A 16,599-nucleotide genomic window follows, 5' to 3' on the forward strand; every position below is an offset into this window, starting at 1 on the left:
AAGCCATTTGGCCACTTCATCGCGATAATCGCCTCGATACAGTCGGCCTCGCTTTGAAAACGGCTACTGATAGATTTAAGCCCCATGCTCGTACCTAATTCCATGTCCGATCCCTCCAATTGAAGTTCCTCTAGTCACTGAATACGCACGTGAGTTCCCTTTTTTTCATTATAGCAAACATACGTTCTTGTATCAACTAAAAAATCCCAAATCTTCACGAAAAATGTGGATGTTCAGATCACTGTGCAGCCTTAGTTTAATCCCCCTGATCGATTCGCCAATTCTGAATCAAAGGGATAATCGTGCAAAAAGGGGGTTGGAGGGCTAGAGGGGCTAGAATCCCCTCTACTCTCTTCCCTAATCTCTCAATTCTGATCGAAAGGGATAATGGTGCAAAAGGGCACAACGAATCACAACGAATCACAACGAGGCACACAAAGGCACAATCTTCTATCGCGATCTCCGTATTCTGATCGAAAGGGATAATCGTGTAAAAGAGGCGTGCCGAAAGCCCAAAGTTCGGAGGCAGGCGGTGTCAAAAGGCGGCATTCGCCAATTTATACGGCGGGCGGGTAGTCGTCCATGATGCACGTGTCCCCTCAGCATATATTTATTAAGACCCAGGAAACGAAAGATTGAAATCCACGAAGATAGGATGAAGAACCTTGGAGAACGTCAACGAGAATCGATACGGCGAGGCTTATCAGGCCGGATACCAGGATGGGATTCGGTATGGCGGATGCCAGGCTGTGCTGGAACGCATTCCGCCGGTTTCTCGGCCGAAAGTGGACCTGCGGGTGCTGTATGTGCCTCAAGGGTTCGATGCGATTGACGAAGGGGTTCAGACGGCGCTTGCGGAGTTGACGCGGGAATGCATCGTTGCCTCACCGGAAATGATGCTGCAGGAAACCGAGCACCATCGTCCCGATCTGGTGCTGGTCATGAATTCGCTGCACATTTTTCCGCCTGATCATACTACGCAGTTGGAGCAGATCCGGAGAATGGGGATTCGGACCGCTGTTTGGTTCGTGGATGATCCTTATTTTACCGATGATACGACCGCGCTGGCTTTAAGCTACGATGTGGTGTTTACGCACGAAATCGAATGTGTGCCGCTCTATCGCTCCTTAGGGGTGCAAAGCGTACACCATCTTCCGCTCGCTGCGAATCCGCGTCAATTTCGGCCCATTCCGGCTAAGCCTGAATATCGCTATGATGTTTGTTTTATCGGTAATGCTTTTTGGAATCGAGTAGCCTTGTTTGATCGCTTAAGCTCGTTCCTGCAAGACAAACGCGTGCTGATCGCAGGATACCATTGGGATCGCTTGCCCAGATACGAGAAGCTGGCGAGGTTCATCCGCCCAGGGTGGGTTCCCGTTGAGGAGACGGTCCGTTATTACAATGCCGCCAAAATTGTACTCAACATCCATCGACCAACGCAAACCGGCCAGGACAACCGGAACGGGAGCGATACGCCTGGGAGTTCGATCAATCCGCGAACCTATGAAATTGCCAGCTGCGGCGCTTTTCAAATTACGGATATCCGCGGCGATTTAACCTCGTTCTATCGGCCGGGCTACGACATCGAGACGTTTCGAGATGAGGCGGAGTTAGAGGCGAAAATCCGCTATTATCTTGAGCATGATGAGGAACGACGCTTAATCGCTTGGCGCTCGCTGTGGACGACGACGGCGTTCCATACGTATATGGACCGGGTTAGCCGCCTGTTGGCTGCAGTCACCAAAAGCTAGTAGAGGAGTCAACCCACTGGAACTACCCCAACGAGAACCAACTATCAAGAACTCATCAGCTAGAACTATCCAACTAGATTCAACCTAGTAAAGGAGTGACCTTATGTTCATGGAAGAAGCGGCTGGCCATCCAACTCAACCCGTGATGAGCCCGGAGGAGAGCGGTAGAACCAACGGGTTCCGTGACGGCTATGCCGAGGGGTACCTGAGAGGAAGGGCCAGCTATATTGTCAGTCAACCGCGGCCGAAATTCCCGGTACGCAACTTAAAAATATTATATGTTGGCTCGGGGAAAGGATTTCCTTATTCTCCGATTGATGAGGCCGTAACTTCCACGCTCCGCACGTTAACTGCTGAAGTGATTACCGCTGTGCCGGGCGATTCGATACCGGATTTGGCATCGCTGCATAAACCGAACTTGCTGCTCGCCCTCGACGGCTTGGAGCTTCCTCTGGAACATGTCAACGCCGTGCGGGCGATGGGTATCCCTACGGCGATATGGTTTACGGATGATCCCTACTACACGGATCTGACGGTTCCGCTGAGTACGCAATATGATTACGTGTTTACTCTTGAACGAAATTGCGTTGATCTGTATCGCTCAGCCGGCTGCAGCCAAGTTCATTATTTGCCGTTTGCCGCCTTTCCGGAGCACTATCGTCCGACCTTGATGCCATCCCCGCACCGCCGCAATTTAAGCTTTATCGGTTCAGCGTATTGGAATCGGGTGAACTTTCTCCGGCCTATTTTTCCAGCGTTGATTGAACAAGGCTTAATGATTAACGGTATCTGGTGGGATCGGCTGCCGGAGTACCCGGACTATGTGGACCGGATCGAGCTGGGAAAATGGATGGGTCCGGTGGAAACCGCCGAAGTGTACAGCGGGTCGAAAATTGTACTGAACTTACACCGCTCCCCGTTTGAGGAGGATGTTAATAACAACAAAGCGGGTATCACAGCGGCGTCGCCAAACCCGCGGACGTTCGAAATTTCGGCCTGCGCAACGCTTCAATTGGTTGATTCGCGGGATGACCTAGCTTCGTTCTACGTCCCCGGCGAAGAAATTGAAACCTTCTCCTCGCCGGAGGAGTTGGTTGAGAAGGTGCGTTTTTATCTGAATCACGAGGAAGCAAGACGGGAAATTGCGTTGCGTGCGCTGAATCGGACCTTGCGGGACCATACCTATTCCAATCGGTTAGATCAGCTGCTAACCGTGATTTTCGGGTGAATCCAGTGAAGTGGAAGCTGGTTCCTGAGCCTCGGACAAACGCACAGGCAAAGGAGGGGCAATTGTGTCGGATAGAAAGAAGCTTCTGCTGTTCTCGCACGTGTGCAATTCCAGAAACGTAACCGGCGCCGAAAAGCTGTTGTTATTCAGCGCGAGAAAGCTGTCGGCTTATTACGACTGTACCATCGTGGTTCCAAGACAGGGCAGTTTGTCGGTGCTGGCCCATCGTTATGGGATTCGCACACTGCTGTGTGATAACCCGTTGATATACGCGATGTGTTCCCCGAACTCCAGTCTGTCTGGCGAAATCCATACGATTGCCTGGAGCGACTCGGTGCAGCGTACAATCGGATTGCTCCAAGAGGAGCGGCCGGATGCGGTACTGGTAAATACCAGCGTGAATGTAGCACCGGCGATTGCGGCTAAACAGTTGGGAATCCCTGTGATTTGGCAGATTACGGAGGTCATTGCATCCAATGAGTTTACGGCGGAAGCAGTGAATCTGATCGACAGATACAGCGATTTGATTGTTGGCATTTCCGAATCTGCCCTGCTTCCTTTCGCTGGAACGCAGGCTATGCACAAAACCGTATTGCTCTATCCTTCGTGGAACCCGGAGGATATCCATCCCGAGCTTTGGCCGGCACAACGCTGGCAACGAAGAGCACAATGGAAGATCAAACCGTCCGAATTTCTGGTCGGCTATATTTCCTCTTACCTGATTCCAGAGAAAGGTGCCAACCATTTTATCGAAGCAGCGCTGAACCTGGCGCACCGGTTCCCGGAGGCCAAATTCGTCATGATCGGTGCGGAAGTTCAACCTGAGTATTATCGGAGTTTAAAGCGAGCGGTACAGGGGTCACCGCATGGGCAGCGATTTATTTTTGTGAGTATGGAATACCATGTGGAATCCGCCTTTAGTGCGATGGACATCGTCGTTGTTCCGGGCATTCTGCCCGAAGGGTTTGGATTAACGGCGCTGGAAGCGATGATCTTCGGAAAACCGGTAGTAGCCTATGCTTCTGGCGGATTGCGCGAAATTTTGGAGTCGACAGGTAACGGAGCTTATCTGGTACCGACAGGAGACAGCCTTGGACTTGTGGAGAAGTGTGCAGAGCTCCTGTCTTCTTCGGAACTGTCCCGCAGCGTAGGGGAAAGGAATCGAGTTCAAGCAGAGGTTATGTTTGGCCCTGCTGCCTACGAGCTGCGGCTTCAAGAACTCGTTCAGCGGATGCAGGGATTGTCGGGGGTTGCCGTACCTCTGCCTGAGCCGGTCCCGACCACGACTTCCCCAGATGCGGCGGAGTATCGAGGCTCTGGATCGGCGGCGGGTGCAGCGAGTCCGTCAAGCCGCCGCAGACGAGTCAAATTGAAGCGAGCCAAACTGCGTAAGCGAAAATCCGGTGCGGGAAGGAGCTTCACCGCCCGACGCGGCGGGAAGCGACGCGCAAGTAAGACCACCCGGCGCAAGGCGGGGGGCACCCGGAAGATGAACCGAATCCGCCGCAAACCTAGCCGGAGAACCAGAAATCCCCGCAGGCAACGCGTGCGGAAACGCCAGAAATTTACAAGGAGATGAGTCAGCAAGGAGATGAGACCGTGAAGATCATGACCATTTTGGGGACCCGACCGGAAATCATTCGGCTCAGCCGGATCATCCCGTTGCTGGATCAATGGGCCGATAAGCATGTACTGGTGCATACGGGCCAGAATTTTACGGCTAGTCTCAGCGATGTTTTTTTCCAAGAGCTGGGTTTGAGACAGCCAGACTATGTCTTTCAAGATCAGCAAACGACGCTGGGCAGCCAATTAGCGGCGATGTTTGGCCAGATGGAGCAGATCTTGGAGGCGGAGAGACCGGACCGCGTATTGCTGCTAGGGGACACAAACAGTGCGTTGTGTGCCATACTCGCTGAACGTCTCGGTTATCCTGTGATCCACATGGAGGCGGGTAACCGCTGCTTCGACCTCGAGGTGCCTGAGGAGAAAAATCGGAAGCTTATCGATGCGGTGTCGACGATCAATATGCCATACACCCCGCAGAGCAAAGCTCATTTGCTGGCGGAGGGGGTGCCGAGCAACCGGATCGTGCTGATCGGCAATCCGATTTACGAGGTGATGAAGCATTACGCGCCTCAGATTGAAGCAAGCGATATTCTGCAGCGGCTGGGACTGAGAGAAGGAGATTATTATCTCGTGACGACCCACCGGGCGGAGAACGTCGATCGACCACCCTCCCTGCAAGCTATTATGGATGGGCTGAATCGAGTCGCAGAAATGTCGTCCAAACGGTTAATTTGCAGCATTCATCCTCGGACGAGATCGCGGATTGAACAGGACCTGAAGTTGGAGATGCATCCTTTAGTGGAATTTTATGAGCCGTTTGGTTTCTTTGATTTCGTGAAGCTGGAGAAGCATGCGCTATGTGCGTTGACGGACAGCGGCACCGTGCAGGAGGAATGCTGCATCATGCAGGTACCAACGGTAACAATTCGCCGTACGACAGAGCGGCCGGAGACCGTGGATTGCGGTAGCAACGTCGTATCCGGCATCGACGCCGGCAGAATCGCCGAAGCAGCGAAGATGATGTCCGGTATGGAACGTTCATGGCCTTGTCCTGAAGGATATTTGGAGGAGAAGGTCTCACAAAAAGTGGTCAAATTCGTGCTTGGGGGGAAGTTGAATGTTTAAAGATCAAGTGATTCTCGTCACCGGGGGGACCGGTTCCTGGGGTTACGAGCTGATCCGCCAGCTCCTCCCCCAAGACCCGAAGGAGATCATCATTTACTCCCGTGGTGAAGCGGCGCAGGTTGCGATGAGCCGCACCTTTCATGATGAGCGCCTGACGTTTCGAATCGGCGATATCCGCGATAAGGAGGCTTTGATCACGGCCTGCCAGAACGTGGACATCGTCTATCATCTGGCTGCTTTGAAACACGTGCCCATTTGCGAAGAGCAACCTGCTGAAGCGCTGAAAACCAATGTGGTCGGCACCCAAAACGTTATTGAAGCCGCCATTAAAAACAAAGTGAAAAAAGTCCTTTATATCTCTACGGACAAAGCGTCGAACCCCTCGAACTTCTATGGCATGACCAAAGCTATCGGTGAAAAGCTGGTTGTTTACGCCAACCTGATCCAGGATGAAACCCGATTTGTATGCATTCGGGGCGGCAACGTTCTGGGGACCAACGGCAGCGTGATTCATTTGTTCAAGCAGCAGATTCGGGAGCAGAAGCGGGTAAAGATCACCGATTTGGAAATGACTCGATTTTTCCTTACGATGCCGGAAGCGATCCAGCTTCTATTTAAGGCTTCTCGGGAGAGCATCGGCGGGGAGATTTTCGTCATGCTGATGCCAACCTGCCGGATTATCGATCTGGCGGAGGTGCTGATTGAGGCTTCAGGCATCCCCGATGTGTCGATTGAGGTGACGGGGATCCGCCCTGGCGAACGGATTCACGAGTTGCTGCTCAGTGAATATGAAAGCCGGTCGACCGTGGTATACGACAAGGAGTATCTGGTCATCATGCCTGCGCTCGAGATCGCGGGTCTGCGAGATCGTTACGGCCATTTGCCGCTCGTTCCTTACGGCGAGTTGAGTTCGGAACATGAGCTGATGAGCAAGGAGGAGATCCGCAACATGCTGGATAAAGGAGGATTTCTCTCATGAAATTGCTGATCCTTGGGGGCCATGGAATGGCCGGTCATGTATTGGTACGACATTTTCGCGAGAAGGAAGGCTACCAGGTGTTCTATACCTCACGCGACCCTGGTGACCGCAACTCATTGATCTTGGATGCCGGAGATATCGTCGCTGTCGATCAGGCGGTGCAGTTAGTTCGTCCCGATGTCATCATTAACGCGGTTGGGGTGCTAAATCAATTTGCCGACCAGGATAAAATTATGGCTTATCACATCAATGGATTTCTGCCCCACCGGCTGCGCCATTTAGCTGACAAAATCCATGCGCGCCTGATTCATATCAGTACGGACTGCGTCTTCCGCGGTGACCGTGGCAGCTATAAGGAGGATGATCAGCCCGACGGTGTCACAACGTATGCCTTAACGAAGGCGCTTGGGGAGATCCGTGACGCAGGACATCTGACCATCCGTACCTCCATTATCGGACCGGAGATTCGCCGTCATGGAATTGGTCTCTTTCATTGGTTTATGAATCAGAAAGGGAAGGTGTCCGGGTACCGCCAAGTCAAATGGAACGGCGTGACGACGATCCAGCTTGCGAAGACGATCGAATTGCTGTTGGACCGGCCCGTGTCCGGGTTGATCCATTTAGCGCATCCAGAGGTCGTCAGCAAATACGAAATGCTGCAAATGTTTCAAGAAATTTGGGGGAAAGACGACGTTGAGATCGAACCGGATGATGGCCCGAACCTCGACCGAACGCTGGTGAACACCCGTCCGGATGCGGTAGTCCCTCTACCTTCGTTCCGAAAGATGATAGAGGAAATGGCGGAATGGATGAAACAGCATGGGTGACCGGGCGACGGTTCTGATAACAGGAGCCGGCGGTTTTACCGGGCGTCATGCTTGCCAACGTTTTGCTGCCAAGGGATACCGGGTTTTCGCTATGGTCAGGAAGGCAGTCGGATGGCCTGTCAACGAGAAGTTAGAGTACATTCCGTGCGATTTGACTGACCGGGCAGGGGTCAAGCAGGCCATTGAGCAAACCCGGCCGCAGTACGTGCTGCACCTAGGCGGGAAAAACTCCGTCCCGGATTCCTGGGCTCAGCCCCTCCTCTACATGGAGAGTAATGTCATGACGACCCTATATCTGCTGGATGCGTTACATTCCTGCGGTCTGGGGGATACCCGTATCCTCGTAGCCGGTTCTCGGCTTAAATTTGGACTGGATCGGCCGCTTCATCCCACGCATCCTTATGGGTTAAGCAAAACTTTGCAAGAGGCGGCCGCTTTAGCCTGGGGGAAGTTGTTCCAACTTGGCGTGTTGATCGCCGAACCCGGCAACTTGATTGGCGCCGGTCCATCCACAGGGATATGCTCTCTGCTCGCCCGGCATATCGTCCGGCTGGAGCGGGGAGAGTCCCCTCTCCCTTTCCAGTTGTCTGCGGCGGATGCTAGGCGTGACTTCCTCGACGTACGTGACGCGGTGGATGCCTATGAAATGCTACTGCGCAAAGGGGAGATCGGAGAGGTGTATCCCGTCTGCTCCGGGCGAGAGCGAAGCTTGGCCGAACTGGTGGAGGACTTCGCACAGCTAACAACCGTAACGGATATGAGGATCCAAGCGGGTCCTTCATCCGGAAGCGGCTCGGCGTCCCCTGCCGAGCCGCCCCTTCCCCAGGCACTTTGGGACCTGGGGTGGCGGGCCAATGTGGCTTGGGAACAATCGCTGCTGGACATCCTGGACTATTTTCGCAAAGAGGGGGCCGCAACATTATGAATCCACGCGTGAGCATCATTATTCCGTTTTATAACTGTCCCTACATTGAACAGGCAGTGCAAAGTGCACTGAGTCAAACGTATCCGCACACAGAAATTATCGTTGTGGATGACGGTTCGACTGTCCACGCCGAACGGCTTGCGCCTTACCGCGGTCATATCTATTATTTGGGCAAGGCGAATGGAGGAACGGCCTCCGCGCTGAACCACGGAATCCGACACGCATCCGGGGAGTATATTGCGTGGCTTAGCTCGGACGATCTGTTCGCGCCTCAGAAAATCGAAATGCAATTAAATTTCATGCTAGGGCAAGGCGCTGAAATTTCCCACACCAATTTCCACTACATCGATGAACACGGCCGAATCACACAATACAATGCTGGCATGCAGCCCCTCGGCATGCGAGAGCTGGCGAACACGTTGTACAGCGGCAACCCGATTAACGGTTGTACGGTCATGATCAAACGCAGCTTGATTCAGCGTGTAGGCCTATTTGATGAAGGACTGCCGTACACCCACGATTACGATCTTTGGCATCGAGTCATGCTCTCTCGGACGGCTTTTCCTTATTTGAACGTTCCGCTTATCTCTTACCGACGGCATTCGGGGATGGGGACGCTGCGCCATCAGGCGGCGATTTCGGCGGAGATCCGGTTCATTCAGAACCGTTACCGGGATGCACTGACCCATCTCATAGCGACTTCATAACGATACTAGCGGGCCTGTCCAAGCTATCGACGAAGCCTAAGAAGACAAAATAAGCGGTTATCTTGATAAAGATGTCTATACCAAAACCTTCTTCGGTTCATAACCTGTACTAGATTACAAGAAGGTGGTGATTTAAAAGATGGGTGTCTTTCTTGATGCCAGAAGCTCCGTGAACTCCAACCAGCCTGGTTTCCCCGGAACTCCACTCACAGATACTCCTGCATTGTTCGGGATTATCGGGCTGCAAACGCAGAACGTTCCGAATCCGATCGTTGTGCTGTCGGGTACTATCGGAATTCTGGGAGACGTCGGCGATACGTTTACGATTGAAATCGTTCGCGGTGCTACGTACAACCCTGCCAACGTCATCTATACCCTCGACGGCGTAGTTAGCAGCGCCGTATCCACAGAAGTTACGTCTTTCGTAGCCGCCGACCTTCTGGCTCCGGCTGCTCCGGAAACCGTCTATACGTCCTTTATCTCTGGAGCAACAACGGCAGTCCGTAACGGTCCAGAATCATTAGTAGGCATTGCCCAACAGGGTTAGGTTGAACCCAGAAAGCCTGCCTCGGGGTGACCCGGGCAGGTTTTCTGCTAAACAAAGGATATCAGCTCCGATAGAAAAGGATTTGAAGGAATGAAGCGGCTAAAAATTTTGTTCGTAACGAAGGATTTCAGTCGGTATTTGGAACGGAATTTTCACTACATGCAATTGGAACTGCGAAAATATGCCGATTTAGCCTTGGATCATCGGGGCGGAGAGGTGCGGGCCATTCTCCGGCGAGCTCCCTTTCAGCCCGATTTTGTTCTGTTTAATGATCGGTTTCATGCCACGTATTGTCCTCCGGTTGAAGGGCTGGAACATCTGAAGTTACCCTGGGGCATGATCATGCATGATCTGCATGCCAAAGTCGAGCAGCGACGAGAGTTCCTGCGTCGACATCCTTCAGCCGCCATCTTTGTGATGTATCAGCAAGCGTTCCGGCAACGGTATCCCGAGTTTAAGGGCCGTCTTTATTGGCTGCCGCATTTTGTAGAACCTACGGTGTTCAGGGATTATCGGCGCCGGAAAAACATCAACGTTCTGCTTATGGGAGCAACGAACCCGAAGGTTTATCCGTTGCGCCATAAGATGAAGACGGCTTTGTCCGGATTTCCCGGCTTTGTGTATCACAGTCATCCCGGGTATACGAACTTCGATTCCGATGCCCAGGCGCTGGTGGCGCGAGGCTTTGCACTTGAAGTGAACCGATCCAAGATCTTCCTGACTTGCGATTCCAAATTCCATTATCCGCTTCGCAAATATTTTGAAGTGCTCGCCTGCAACACGCTACTGCTTGCATCCGAGAACGCTGATCTCCGTGCGCTTGGATTTAAATCTGGCGTGCATTATGTGGCGGTATCGGAGCAAGATTTTCTCGCCAAAATTCATTTCTATCTGCATCCCAACAACGAATCGCTTCGAGCCAAAATCAGCGGGCAGGGCTATGAGTTCGTTCGGGAGAAACATACAACCTCCGTTCGCACTCAGCAGCTGCTTCAAATGATCCGTTCCATCGTTGGTTAAATTTTTGCATTAGAGAAAGCCAGAGACTCGTCCTTATGTTCAAACTTCAAGCGAAAGGGGAGATGGATGTTGTCACGAATCATAGCCATAGTTGGTATGGGATATGTTGGTCTGCCATTGGCCGAAACGTACCTAGACCAAGGCTTTCGCGTTATCGGCATCGACAAGGACGAACAGAAGTTACAGCTGTTGCAGCAGGGGCGCAGTTACATCGCTGACGTTCCTGATGAAAAAATCCAACGATATACCGATGCGCAGCAATTGACGGTATCGTCGGACTTCGCCAAAATCGCAAGCGCAGAAGCGGTCATTATTTGTGTACCAACTCCGTTGACAAAGAAGCATGTGCCGGACATGACCTATCTGATCGATGCTGCCGAAAACATCGGAAAGCATCTTAAGCCCGGGCAGTTGGTCGCATTGGAAAGCTCTACTTACCCCGGAACCACTCGGGAAGTCATTTTGCCGCTGTTACAAAAAAGCGGTCTGAACCTCGGGACGGAGTTCTTTGTTGGATTTTCGCCAGAGCGGGTGAATCCCGGAAGCCGCCGTTACTCGCTGCGGGATATTCCTAAGATTGTTAGCGGAGTTACCACGGCTTGCGCAGATCGGATGGAAGAGCTATATCGTGCAGGATTTCGCACTGTGGTACGGGTATCCTCGACAGAAACGGCGGAAATGGCGAAACTGCTGGAGAACACCTTTCGTTTCGTAAACATTTCATTCATCAACGAGTTTGCTTTGCTCTGCGATCAAATGGGAATCAACGTTTGGGAAGTGGTGGAGGCCGCCTCCTCGAAGCCGTTTGGTTTTAAGGCGTTTTATCCTGGCCCAGGCGTAGGCGGACATTGCATCCCGGTGGATCCGATCTATCTGCAATGGAAAGCACAGCAGTTGGGAATGGAGAGTTCGTTCATCGAGCTCAGCACGCGGATTAACCGCGAAATGCCAAGTTACATTGTGTCCAGACTGCAAGAGGAAATGGACGGTTCCACTCTTGCTGGCAAGCGGATTTTGGTGCTCGGAGTTACGTTCAAAGAGGATGTCGCCGATATCCGCGAATCAAGCGTGCTTGAGGTGATCCGGCTGCTCATGGCCGCTGGTGCTGTAGTCGATTATCATGATCCGTTGATTCCCAAGGTGGAGATCGGCGGAACTCAGCTGCTCTCGGTGGAGTTGACAGCTGAGCGCTTAGCCTCCTCGGACGGTGTGTTGATTGCGGTACGTCACCGCGGATTACCGCTTGAGGAGGTCGTAAAGCACGCACGTTTCGTGTTCGATACTCGGAATGCAGTGGCCGGTATGCAAGGCAAGGCGCGGATCGTTAGGTTGGGGGGCGGAAAAACAGGATCCGCTCAAAACGGAATTTCTCGATGAATCTAGTTACGAAAGGAAGGTATATAGATGTTTAGAGAAAAAATCGTGTTAATTACCGGCGGGACCGGATCCTGGGGGAAAATGTTGACGAGGAGGCTCCTGCAAGAGGGACCGCGGGAAATTCGCATTTTCTCGAGAAACGAATACGCTCAGGTCTTGATGCAGCGGGAATTTAGCGGGCACGTCTCCATGCGCTATCTGATCGGCGATGTCCGGGATTACACGGCGGTGGAGGCGGCTTGTAAAGGAGTCGATTATGTCTTTCATCTCGCAGCGCTAAAGCATGTGCCGGTTTGCGAATTCCAGCCGGAAGAAGCGCTTAAGACCAATGTGCTCGGCACAGAAAACATCATTCGGGCGAGCATCGCGAATAAGGTTATCAAGGTGATTGACGTATCTACCGACAAGGCGGTGGATCCGACCAATACGTACGGGATGACCAAAGCGATCGGGGAGAAGCTGATGATTCGCGCCAACGATTTAAGTGAACATACCCGATTCACTTGTATCCGCGGGGGGAACGTGCTGGGGACGAACGGCAGCGTAGTTCCGCTGTTCATTAACCAACTGCGGGACGGGAAAGACTTAACGATTACCGCTCGAGAGATGACGCGCTTCTTCCTGACCTTGTCCCAAGCGATCGATCTTCTGCTCAAAGCGGCCACGACAGCCATCGGAGGCGAAACGTTCGTGATGAAAATGAAGGCTTGCCGCATCATCGATATTGCCGAGGTGCTTGCAGAGCATTATGTCGGACATCACGTTCCGGTGCAGGAAATTGGCATTCGGCCTGGAGAGAAGCTGCATGAGGTGCTGGTCTCCCGGTACGAAGCTCCTTATACACTCAAGTACAGCGATCAATATTATGTCATTCTTCCTCCCAGCTCCAAGGAGCTCATTGCCCATTATTCCAGCTTGCCTCGCGAACTGTTCTCTGAATACAATTCCAACGCTTCTTTGCTTGATAAAGCCGAAGTGGCAGAACTGCTGCGGGAGGGAGGGTTCCTGAACTGATCACGATAAGTTTATGTATGATTGTCAAGAACGAAGAAGCCCGTTTACCCGTATGCTTAAAGTCCGTCTCCGATCTGGTGGACGAAATAGTGATCGTAGATACGGGTTCGACCGACCGCACGAAGGCGGTTGCGGAGGAATTCGGGGCCAAGGTGTATGATTTCGCTTGGCAGGACGATTTTGCGGCTGCACGGAATTTCGCTTTCTCCTTGGCAACCTGTGAATATATTCTGTGGATGGATGCCGATGATGTGTTCACCGAACCCAACCGCGCCAAGCTCCTTCAGCTCAAGCAAAATTTGAGCTCCGACATTGACGCGGTTCTGATGAATTATGTGCTGCATGAGGAGGAACAGACCGGAGCGCCGCTGGCCTACACCCGGCGGAACCGATTAGTCAAACGGAGCCGGAAGTATCGCTGGATTGGCATCGTACATGAATACTTGGATATTCCGGATGGAAAGCAGCTGCTAACGGATATCGCTGTAACTCATCGCGGAACCGGGGGCCATTCCGGCCGAAATTTAAAGATCATCGAGCATCATTTGGCTTCCGGCGGTGAACTGCAAGGAAGACTGCGTTTTCATTTCGCATGCGAGCTCGCAGATGCTGGACGATATGAGGAAGCCGTACCGCAGTTTACGGAATTCCTTCTCGATCCGATGGCGAACCGGGATGATCTGATTCTGGCCTGCGCTCGTTTAGCGGATTGCTATGGTTTTTTGAGACGCGAAGGACAGAAACTGGAGACGTTGCTGCGATCTCTCCAATATCAAATTCCGAGTTCGGAAATTTGCTGTGCGATCGGAAGATGTATGGAGGATCGACAGGAATGGGCGATGGCAGTCTATTGGTACGGTCAGGCGTTACAGAATGCCCATGTTGGCAGTTGGACAGCGATCGTTCAGTCGGCGCCCCGAACCTGGTTGCCGCATAGTCGGTTATGTTTGTGTTATGCGCGGCTTGGCCATTTACGTCAAGCGTATGAACATAACCGGGAGGCACTTCGTTATTTGCCAGAGGATCCAGGCCTCCGTGAAAATGAGAAGAAGTTGAAGTTGGCTTTGGAAAATACGTCTACCTCATAGGCGGCTCCCCAATAGTATATGCATTTTGCAGAACAATTGCCGACAAAAGAACCTCCAGATTTCTGGAGGTTCTTTCATTTGTTTCTTTATTTTACTCCTAAGCTTTGCAACATTTGGCGGAAGGAATCAGCATATTGTTGCGGCGACAGCCACTGGTGGACATGCTGTTCCCCCATGCTGCGGATCTTCTCCCGCTGTCCGTGATGATCCATCAGCTCCAATGCGCCGGCAACCGCTTGGCCCACTTGCGGGTACGCGAAAAATTTTCCCGTCTCATTATGTTTGATAAAGAGACGTACACCATCCGAATCAGTGGTCAGCACGGGGCAACGGCAAGCTAATGCTTCGGCAACGGCATATCCGAAGCCTTCCAGCGTAGATGTGGAAATCATGAGTCCGCCGGAATCGCCGACGCGGGATAAATAATAGGGCATCTCCCGGTTGGGGGTATTCGGATACAATTTCAGGTTCGATTCTAATCTTAAGCGTTGAACATACTGCCAAAACTTGTTTTTCGTCTCCTCAGACGGAAGTTGATAATCGAGGAACATCCAAATTTCCATCTGTGGACGTTGACGGAGCAGGGCGGCCGCAATTTTCAGAAATAATTCCCAGTTCTTATTCGGGTCCAGACGTCCGACCCAAGCGATAATGGGTACCGGATACTTCGGTTGTGCGATATGACGGAAGTGCCGAGTATCCAGCGGATTCATCAGTACGAACTTGGGCAATGTGGGATAGTGGGTGGAGGCCAACTCCATCAAATGGGGGGTTGGAGGCATCAGCGAAGCCTGGCAATTTCGTAAGATTTCGTCCTTGCCTTCCCGAAGCGTCTGATCCGCTTGCTCCCGCGTGCCCAAGCCTTGAATTTCAAAAATTATCGGTTTGTGAAACCCAAGCCGGCGCAGCCGTTCGGGCATCCAATAATCCGAGGTAGCTATAACGGCATCATATTGCGGCAAACGTTGAGCGAGTTCGGCATCGCTTGGGTCCACCATTACGGGAATATTAGCCTGCTGCGTGTTGATGAGCCCGGTACCGGGACGCAAATACAAAATATGGCCTTCAATGTTCCGGCTTCTGAGCGCTTCGCAGCGCAAGCGGTTTAATGTTTCGACCCCGCCGCTCGGAACGTAAAACGTAAACAGCACTTTCATGGGCCAGCACCCCTTGAGGTTAATCAGCGTCTCAGATTTAGTGTACGCGTCATCTGATTTGGACGTGTGGGTAGATTTCCCGCGATAAAAGCCTGCAAAAGCTCAGGTGGCAGGTGGGTGGCTCGGTTATGTTTACCTGTATGACGACTACGGGATTTGGCGCATCATAAGTCCTGTTTCATACATTACTTTTTCGGATGGAGGTTGACTACATGCGAGGAGCGAAAGTCGTAAACTTATCGTTATCCGCAGCGTTAATTGCAGGGATGGCTTTAGTGGCAGGCTGCGGTGACGGAAAGGGCGACAATAATGTGCGTACGCAAAGCTTACGGGGCAATAACCGCAATTATGATGTCAATTCTTTGAACCCCGGCAACCGTCTGTTCTCCCGCAGCGCCGGCAGCGGACAGGATACGCGTATCCGTTCCCTGCGTTACAGCCCTGCGCTTAGCAACAAGGTGGCACAGCTTCGCGACGTTCAAACCGCACATGTCGTTGTTACCGACCGTGATGCATATGTAGGTGTCACACTCCACGGCATGAATATGAATGGCCGGACTAGCGCCTATGGTATGCAACGGCCAAACGGAGTGGGCCTGGGTACGACGAATGTTGGCGGGCCTTACGGTGCGGACTATGGTACCCGCGGGGCTGGGGACAACGGACTAGCTCGCGGCAACGATCGAGCCGGTTTGGGCGGGCTCTTTGACCTTGGACGCGGATGGTTTGGAACCGGGAACAACGTAAGCCGTAACAACAACGGCTCTATACAGGGCACCGGTACAACTGGCAACCGCTCCGGGTCGATGTATCCTGGGGGCAATATGGGCATGTCCAGCGTGAACCGAGGTACCGGAACGACAACAGATCGAATGGGTACGCGTGGAATGACGAACACCCCTTCGGGCTTCACGACAGGGAACGGGGCCTTGGGAGCTGGAACGAGCAACGTTTCCCAGGATTTGAAAAACCGGATCGAGGCTGCCATTAAGCAAACGGCACCGCATATCCGCAACGTTTATGTAACAAGCGATTCCGATTTTGTATCCACCATCGGCCAATATGCTACAGAGTCCCGTGGCGGAGGAACGCTGAACAACTACATCAGAGATTTTGAAACGATGCTTAACCGTGTATTCCCCGGCCGTGCAGGGACGATGACTGGACCAAACGGCTATGCGCCAACTAGACCTAATGCCGGCATGGGCAATGGGACAGGAACAGGTGCACGTGACATGAACGCCGGCTTCACCGGAGGGACGACCCGCTAACGGCGGTTTAACAGTAA

At 52.5% G+C, this 16,599-nt stretch carries 15 protein-coding genes and 1 pseudogene; 14 read left to right on the forward strand and 2 right to left on the reverse strand.

Going from position 1 to position 16,599, the window contains the following annotated elements; genetic code table 11:
- Window positions 1-104, reverse strand: a pseudogene (locus tag M891_RS26170) (transposase); the annotation flags it as partial.
- Between the two features lie 561 nt (window positions 105-665).
- Here M891_RS26170 and M891_RS0114355 point away from each other — a divergent pair.
- The 13 genes from M891_RS0114355 to M891_RS0114415 all read left to right on the forward strand — a co-directional run bounded on the left by M891_RS0114355 (window position 666) and on the right by M891_RS0114415 (window position 14,154).
- A complete protein-coding gene (locus tag M891_RS0114355; protein WP_028539336.1) occupies window positions 666-1,751 on the forward strand; it encodes a CgeB family protein in 1,086 nt (361 codons plus the stop codon).
- A gap of 103 nt (window positions 1,752-1,854) precedes the next feature.
- Complete coding sequence (locus M891_RS0114360; protein WP_028539337.1) at window positions 1,855-2,979, forward strand: CgeB family protein; 1,125 nt, start codon at window positions 1,855-1,857, stop codon at window positions 2,977-2,979.
- Between the two features lie 64 nt (window positions 2,980-3,043).
- The gene (locus M891_RS23975) at window positions 3,044-4,558 is read left to right on the forward strand and encodes a glycosyltransferase family 4 protein (RefSeq protein WP_232228348.1); all 1,515 of its coding nucleotides are present in this window, start codon (window positions 3,044-3,046) and stop codon (window positions 4,556-4,558) included.
- Window positions 4,559-4,578: 20 nt separating this feature from the next.
- Entirely contained in the window at window positions 4,579-5,670 is a 1,092-nt protein-coding gene (wecB, locus tag M891_RS0114370) for a non-hydrolyzing UDP-N-acetylglucosamine 2-epimerase (RefSeq protein ID WP_028539338.1), read from the forward strand.
- A complete protein-coding gene (locus tag M891_RS0114375) occupies window positions 5,663-6,649 on the forward strand; it encodes a polysaccharide biosynthesis protein (RefSeq protein WP_028539339.1) in 987 nt (328 codons plus the stop codon). The genes wecB and M891_RS0114375 overlap by 8 nt, the downstream gene beginning before the upstream one ends.
- Window positions 6,646-7,476 carry an SDR family oxidoreductase gene (locus tag M891_RS0114380; protein WP_028539340.1) on the forward strand — a complete coding sequence of 277 codons (831 nt, stop codon included), beginning with the start codon at window positions 6,646-6,648 and terminating at the stop codon, window positions 7,474-7,476. Before M891_RS0114375 ends, M891_RS0114380 begins: the two co-directional genes overlap by 4 nt.
- Window positions 7,469-8,401 (forward strand): NAD-dependent epimerase/dehydratase family protein, encoded by a 933-nt coding sequence (locus M891_RS0114385; protein WP_028539341.1) that lies wholly within the window; start codon window positions 7,469-7,471, stop codon window positions 8,399-8,401. Before M891_RS0114380 ends, M891_RS0114385 begins: the two co-directional genes overlap by 8 nt.
- Complete coding sequence (locus tag M891_RS0114390) at window positions 8,398-9,108, forward strand: glycosyltransferase (RefSeq protein WP_028539342.1); 711 nt, start codon at window positions 8,398-8,400, stop codon at window positions 9,106-9,108. Before M891_RS0114385 ends, M891_RS0114390 begins: the two co-directional genes overlap by 4 nt.
- 139 nt (window positions 9,109-9,247) lie before the next feature.
- Window positions 9,248-9,655 carry a hypothetical protein gene (locus tag M891_RS0114395; RefSeq protein ID WP_028539343.1) on the forward strand — a complete coding sequence of 136 codons (408 nt, stop codon included), beginning with the start codon at window positions 9,248-9,250 and terminating at the stop codon, window positions 9,653-9,655.
- 90 nt (window positions 9,656-9,745) lie between these two features.
- Window positions 9,746-10,675: a glycosyltransferase gene (locus tag M891_RS0114400; RefSeq protein ID WP_028539344.1), complete on the forward strand. Its 930-nt coding sequence runs from the start codon at window positions 9,746-9,748 to the stop codon at window positions 10,673-10,675.
- Window positions 10,676-10,741: 66 nt separating this feature from the next.
- Complete coding sequence (locus M891_RS0114405) at window positions 10,742-12,052, forward strand: nucleotide sugar dehydrogenase (RefSeq protein WP_028539345.1); 1,311 nt, start codon at window positions 10,742-10,744, stop codon at window positions 12,050-12,052.
- A 27-nt stretch (window positions 12,053-12,079) separates the two neighbouring features.
- On the forward strand, window positions 12,080-13,066 hold the full coding sequence (locus M891_RS0114410; protein WP_028539346.1) for a polysaccharide biosynthesis protein: 987 nt from the start codon (window positions 12,080-12,082) through the stop codon (window positions 13,064-13,066).
- A 17-nt stretch (window positions 13,067-13,083) separates the two neighbouring features.
- On the forward strand, window positions 13,084-14,154 hold the full coding sequence (locus M891_RS0114415) for a glycosyltransferase family 2 protein (RefSeq protein WP_036700590.1): 1,071 nt from the start codon (window positions 13,084-13,086) through the stop codon (window positions 14,152-14,154).
- A gap of 86 nt (window positions 14,155-14,240) precedes the next feature.
- Here M891_RS0114415 and M891_RS0114420 read toward each other — a convergent pair whose 3' ends face one another.
- Window positions 14,241-15,311 (reverse strand): glycosyltransferase family 4 protein, encoded by a 1,071-nt coding sequence (locus tag M891_RS0114420; RefSeq protein ID WP_028539348.1) that lies wholly within the window; start codon window positions 15,309-15,311, stop codon window positions 14,241-14,243.
- Between the two features lie 212 nt (window positions 15,312-15,523).
- Here M891_RS0114420 and M891_RS0114425 point away from each other — a divergent pair, with 212 nt between their 5' ends.
- The gene (locus M891_RS0114425; RefSeq protein ID WP_028539349.1) at window positions 15,524-16,582 is read left to right on the forward strand and encodes a YhcN/YlaJ family sporulation lipoprotein; all 1,059 of its coding nucleotides are present in this window, start codon (window positions 15,524-15,526) and stop codon (window positions 16,580-16,582) included.
- Window positions 16,583-16,599 lie beyond the last annotated feature (17 nt).

The organism is Paenibacillus sp. J14 (assembly GCF_000518465.1).
Lineage (GTDB): Bacteria > Bacillota > Bacilli > Paenibacillales > Paenibacillaceae > Fontibacillus > Fontibacillus barengoltzii.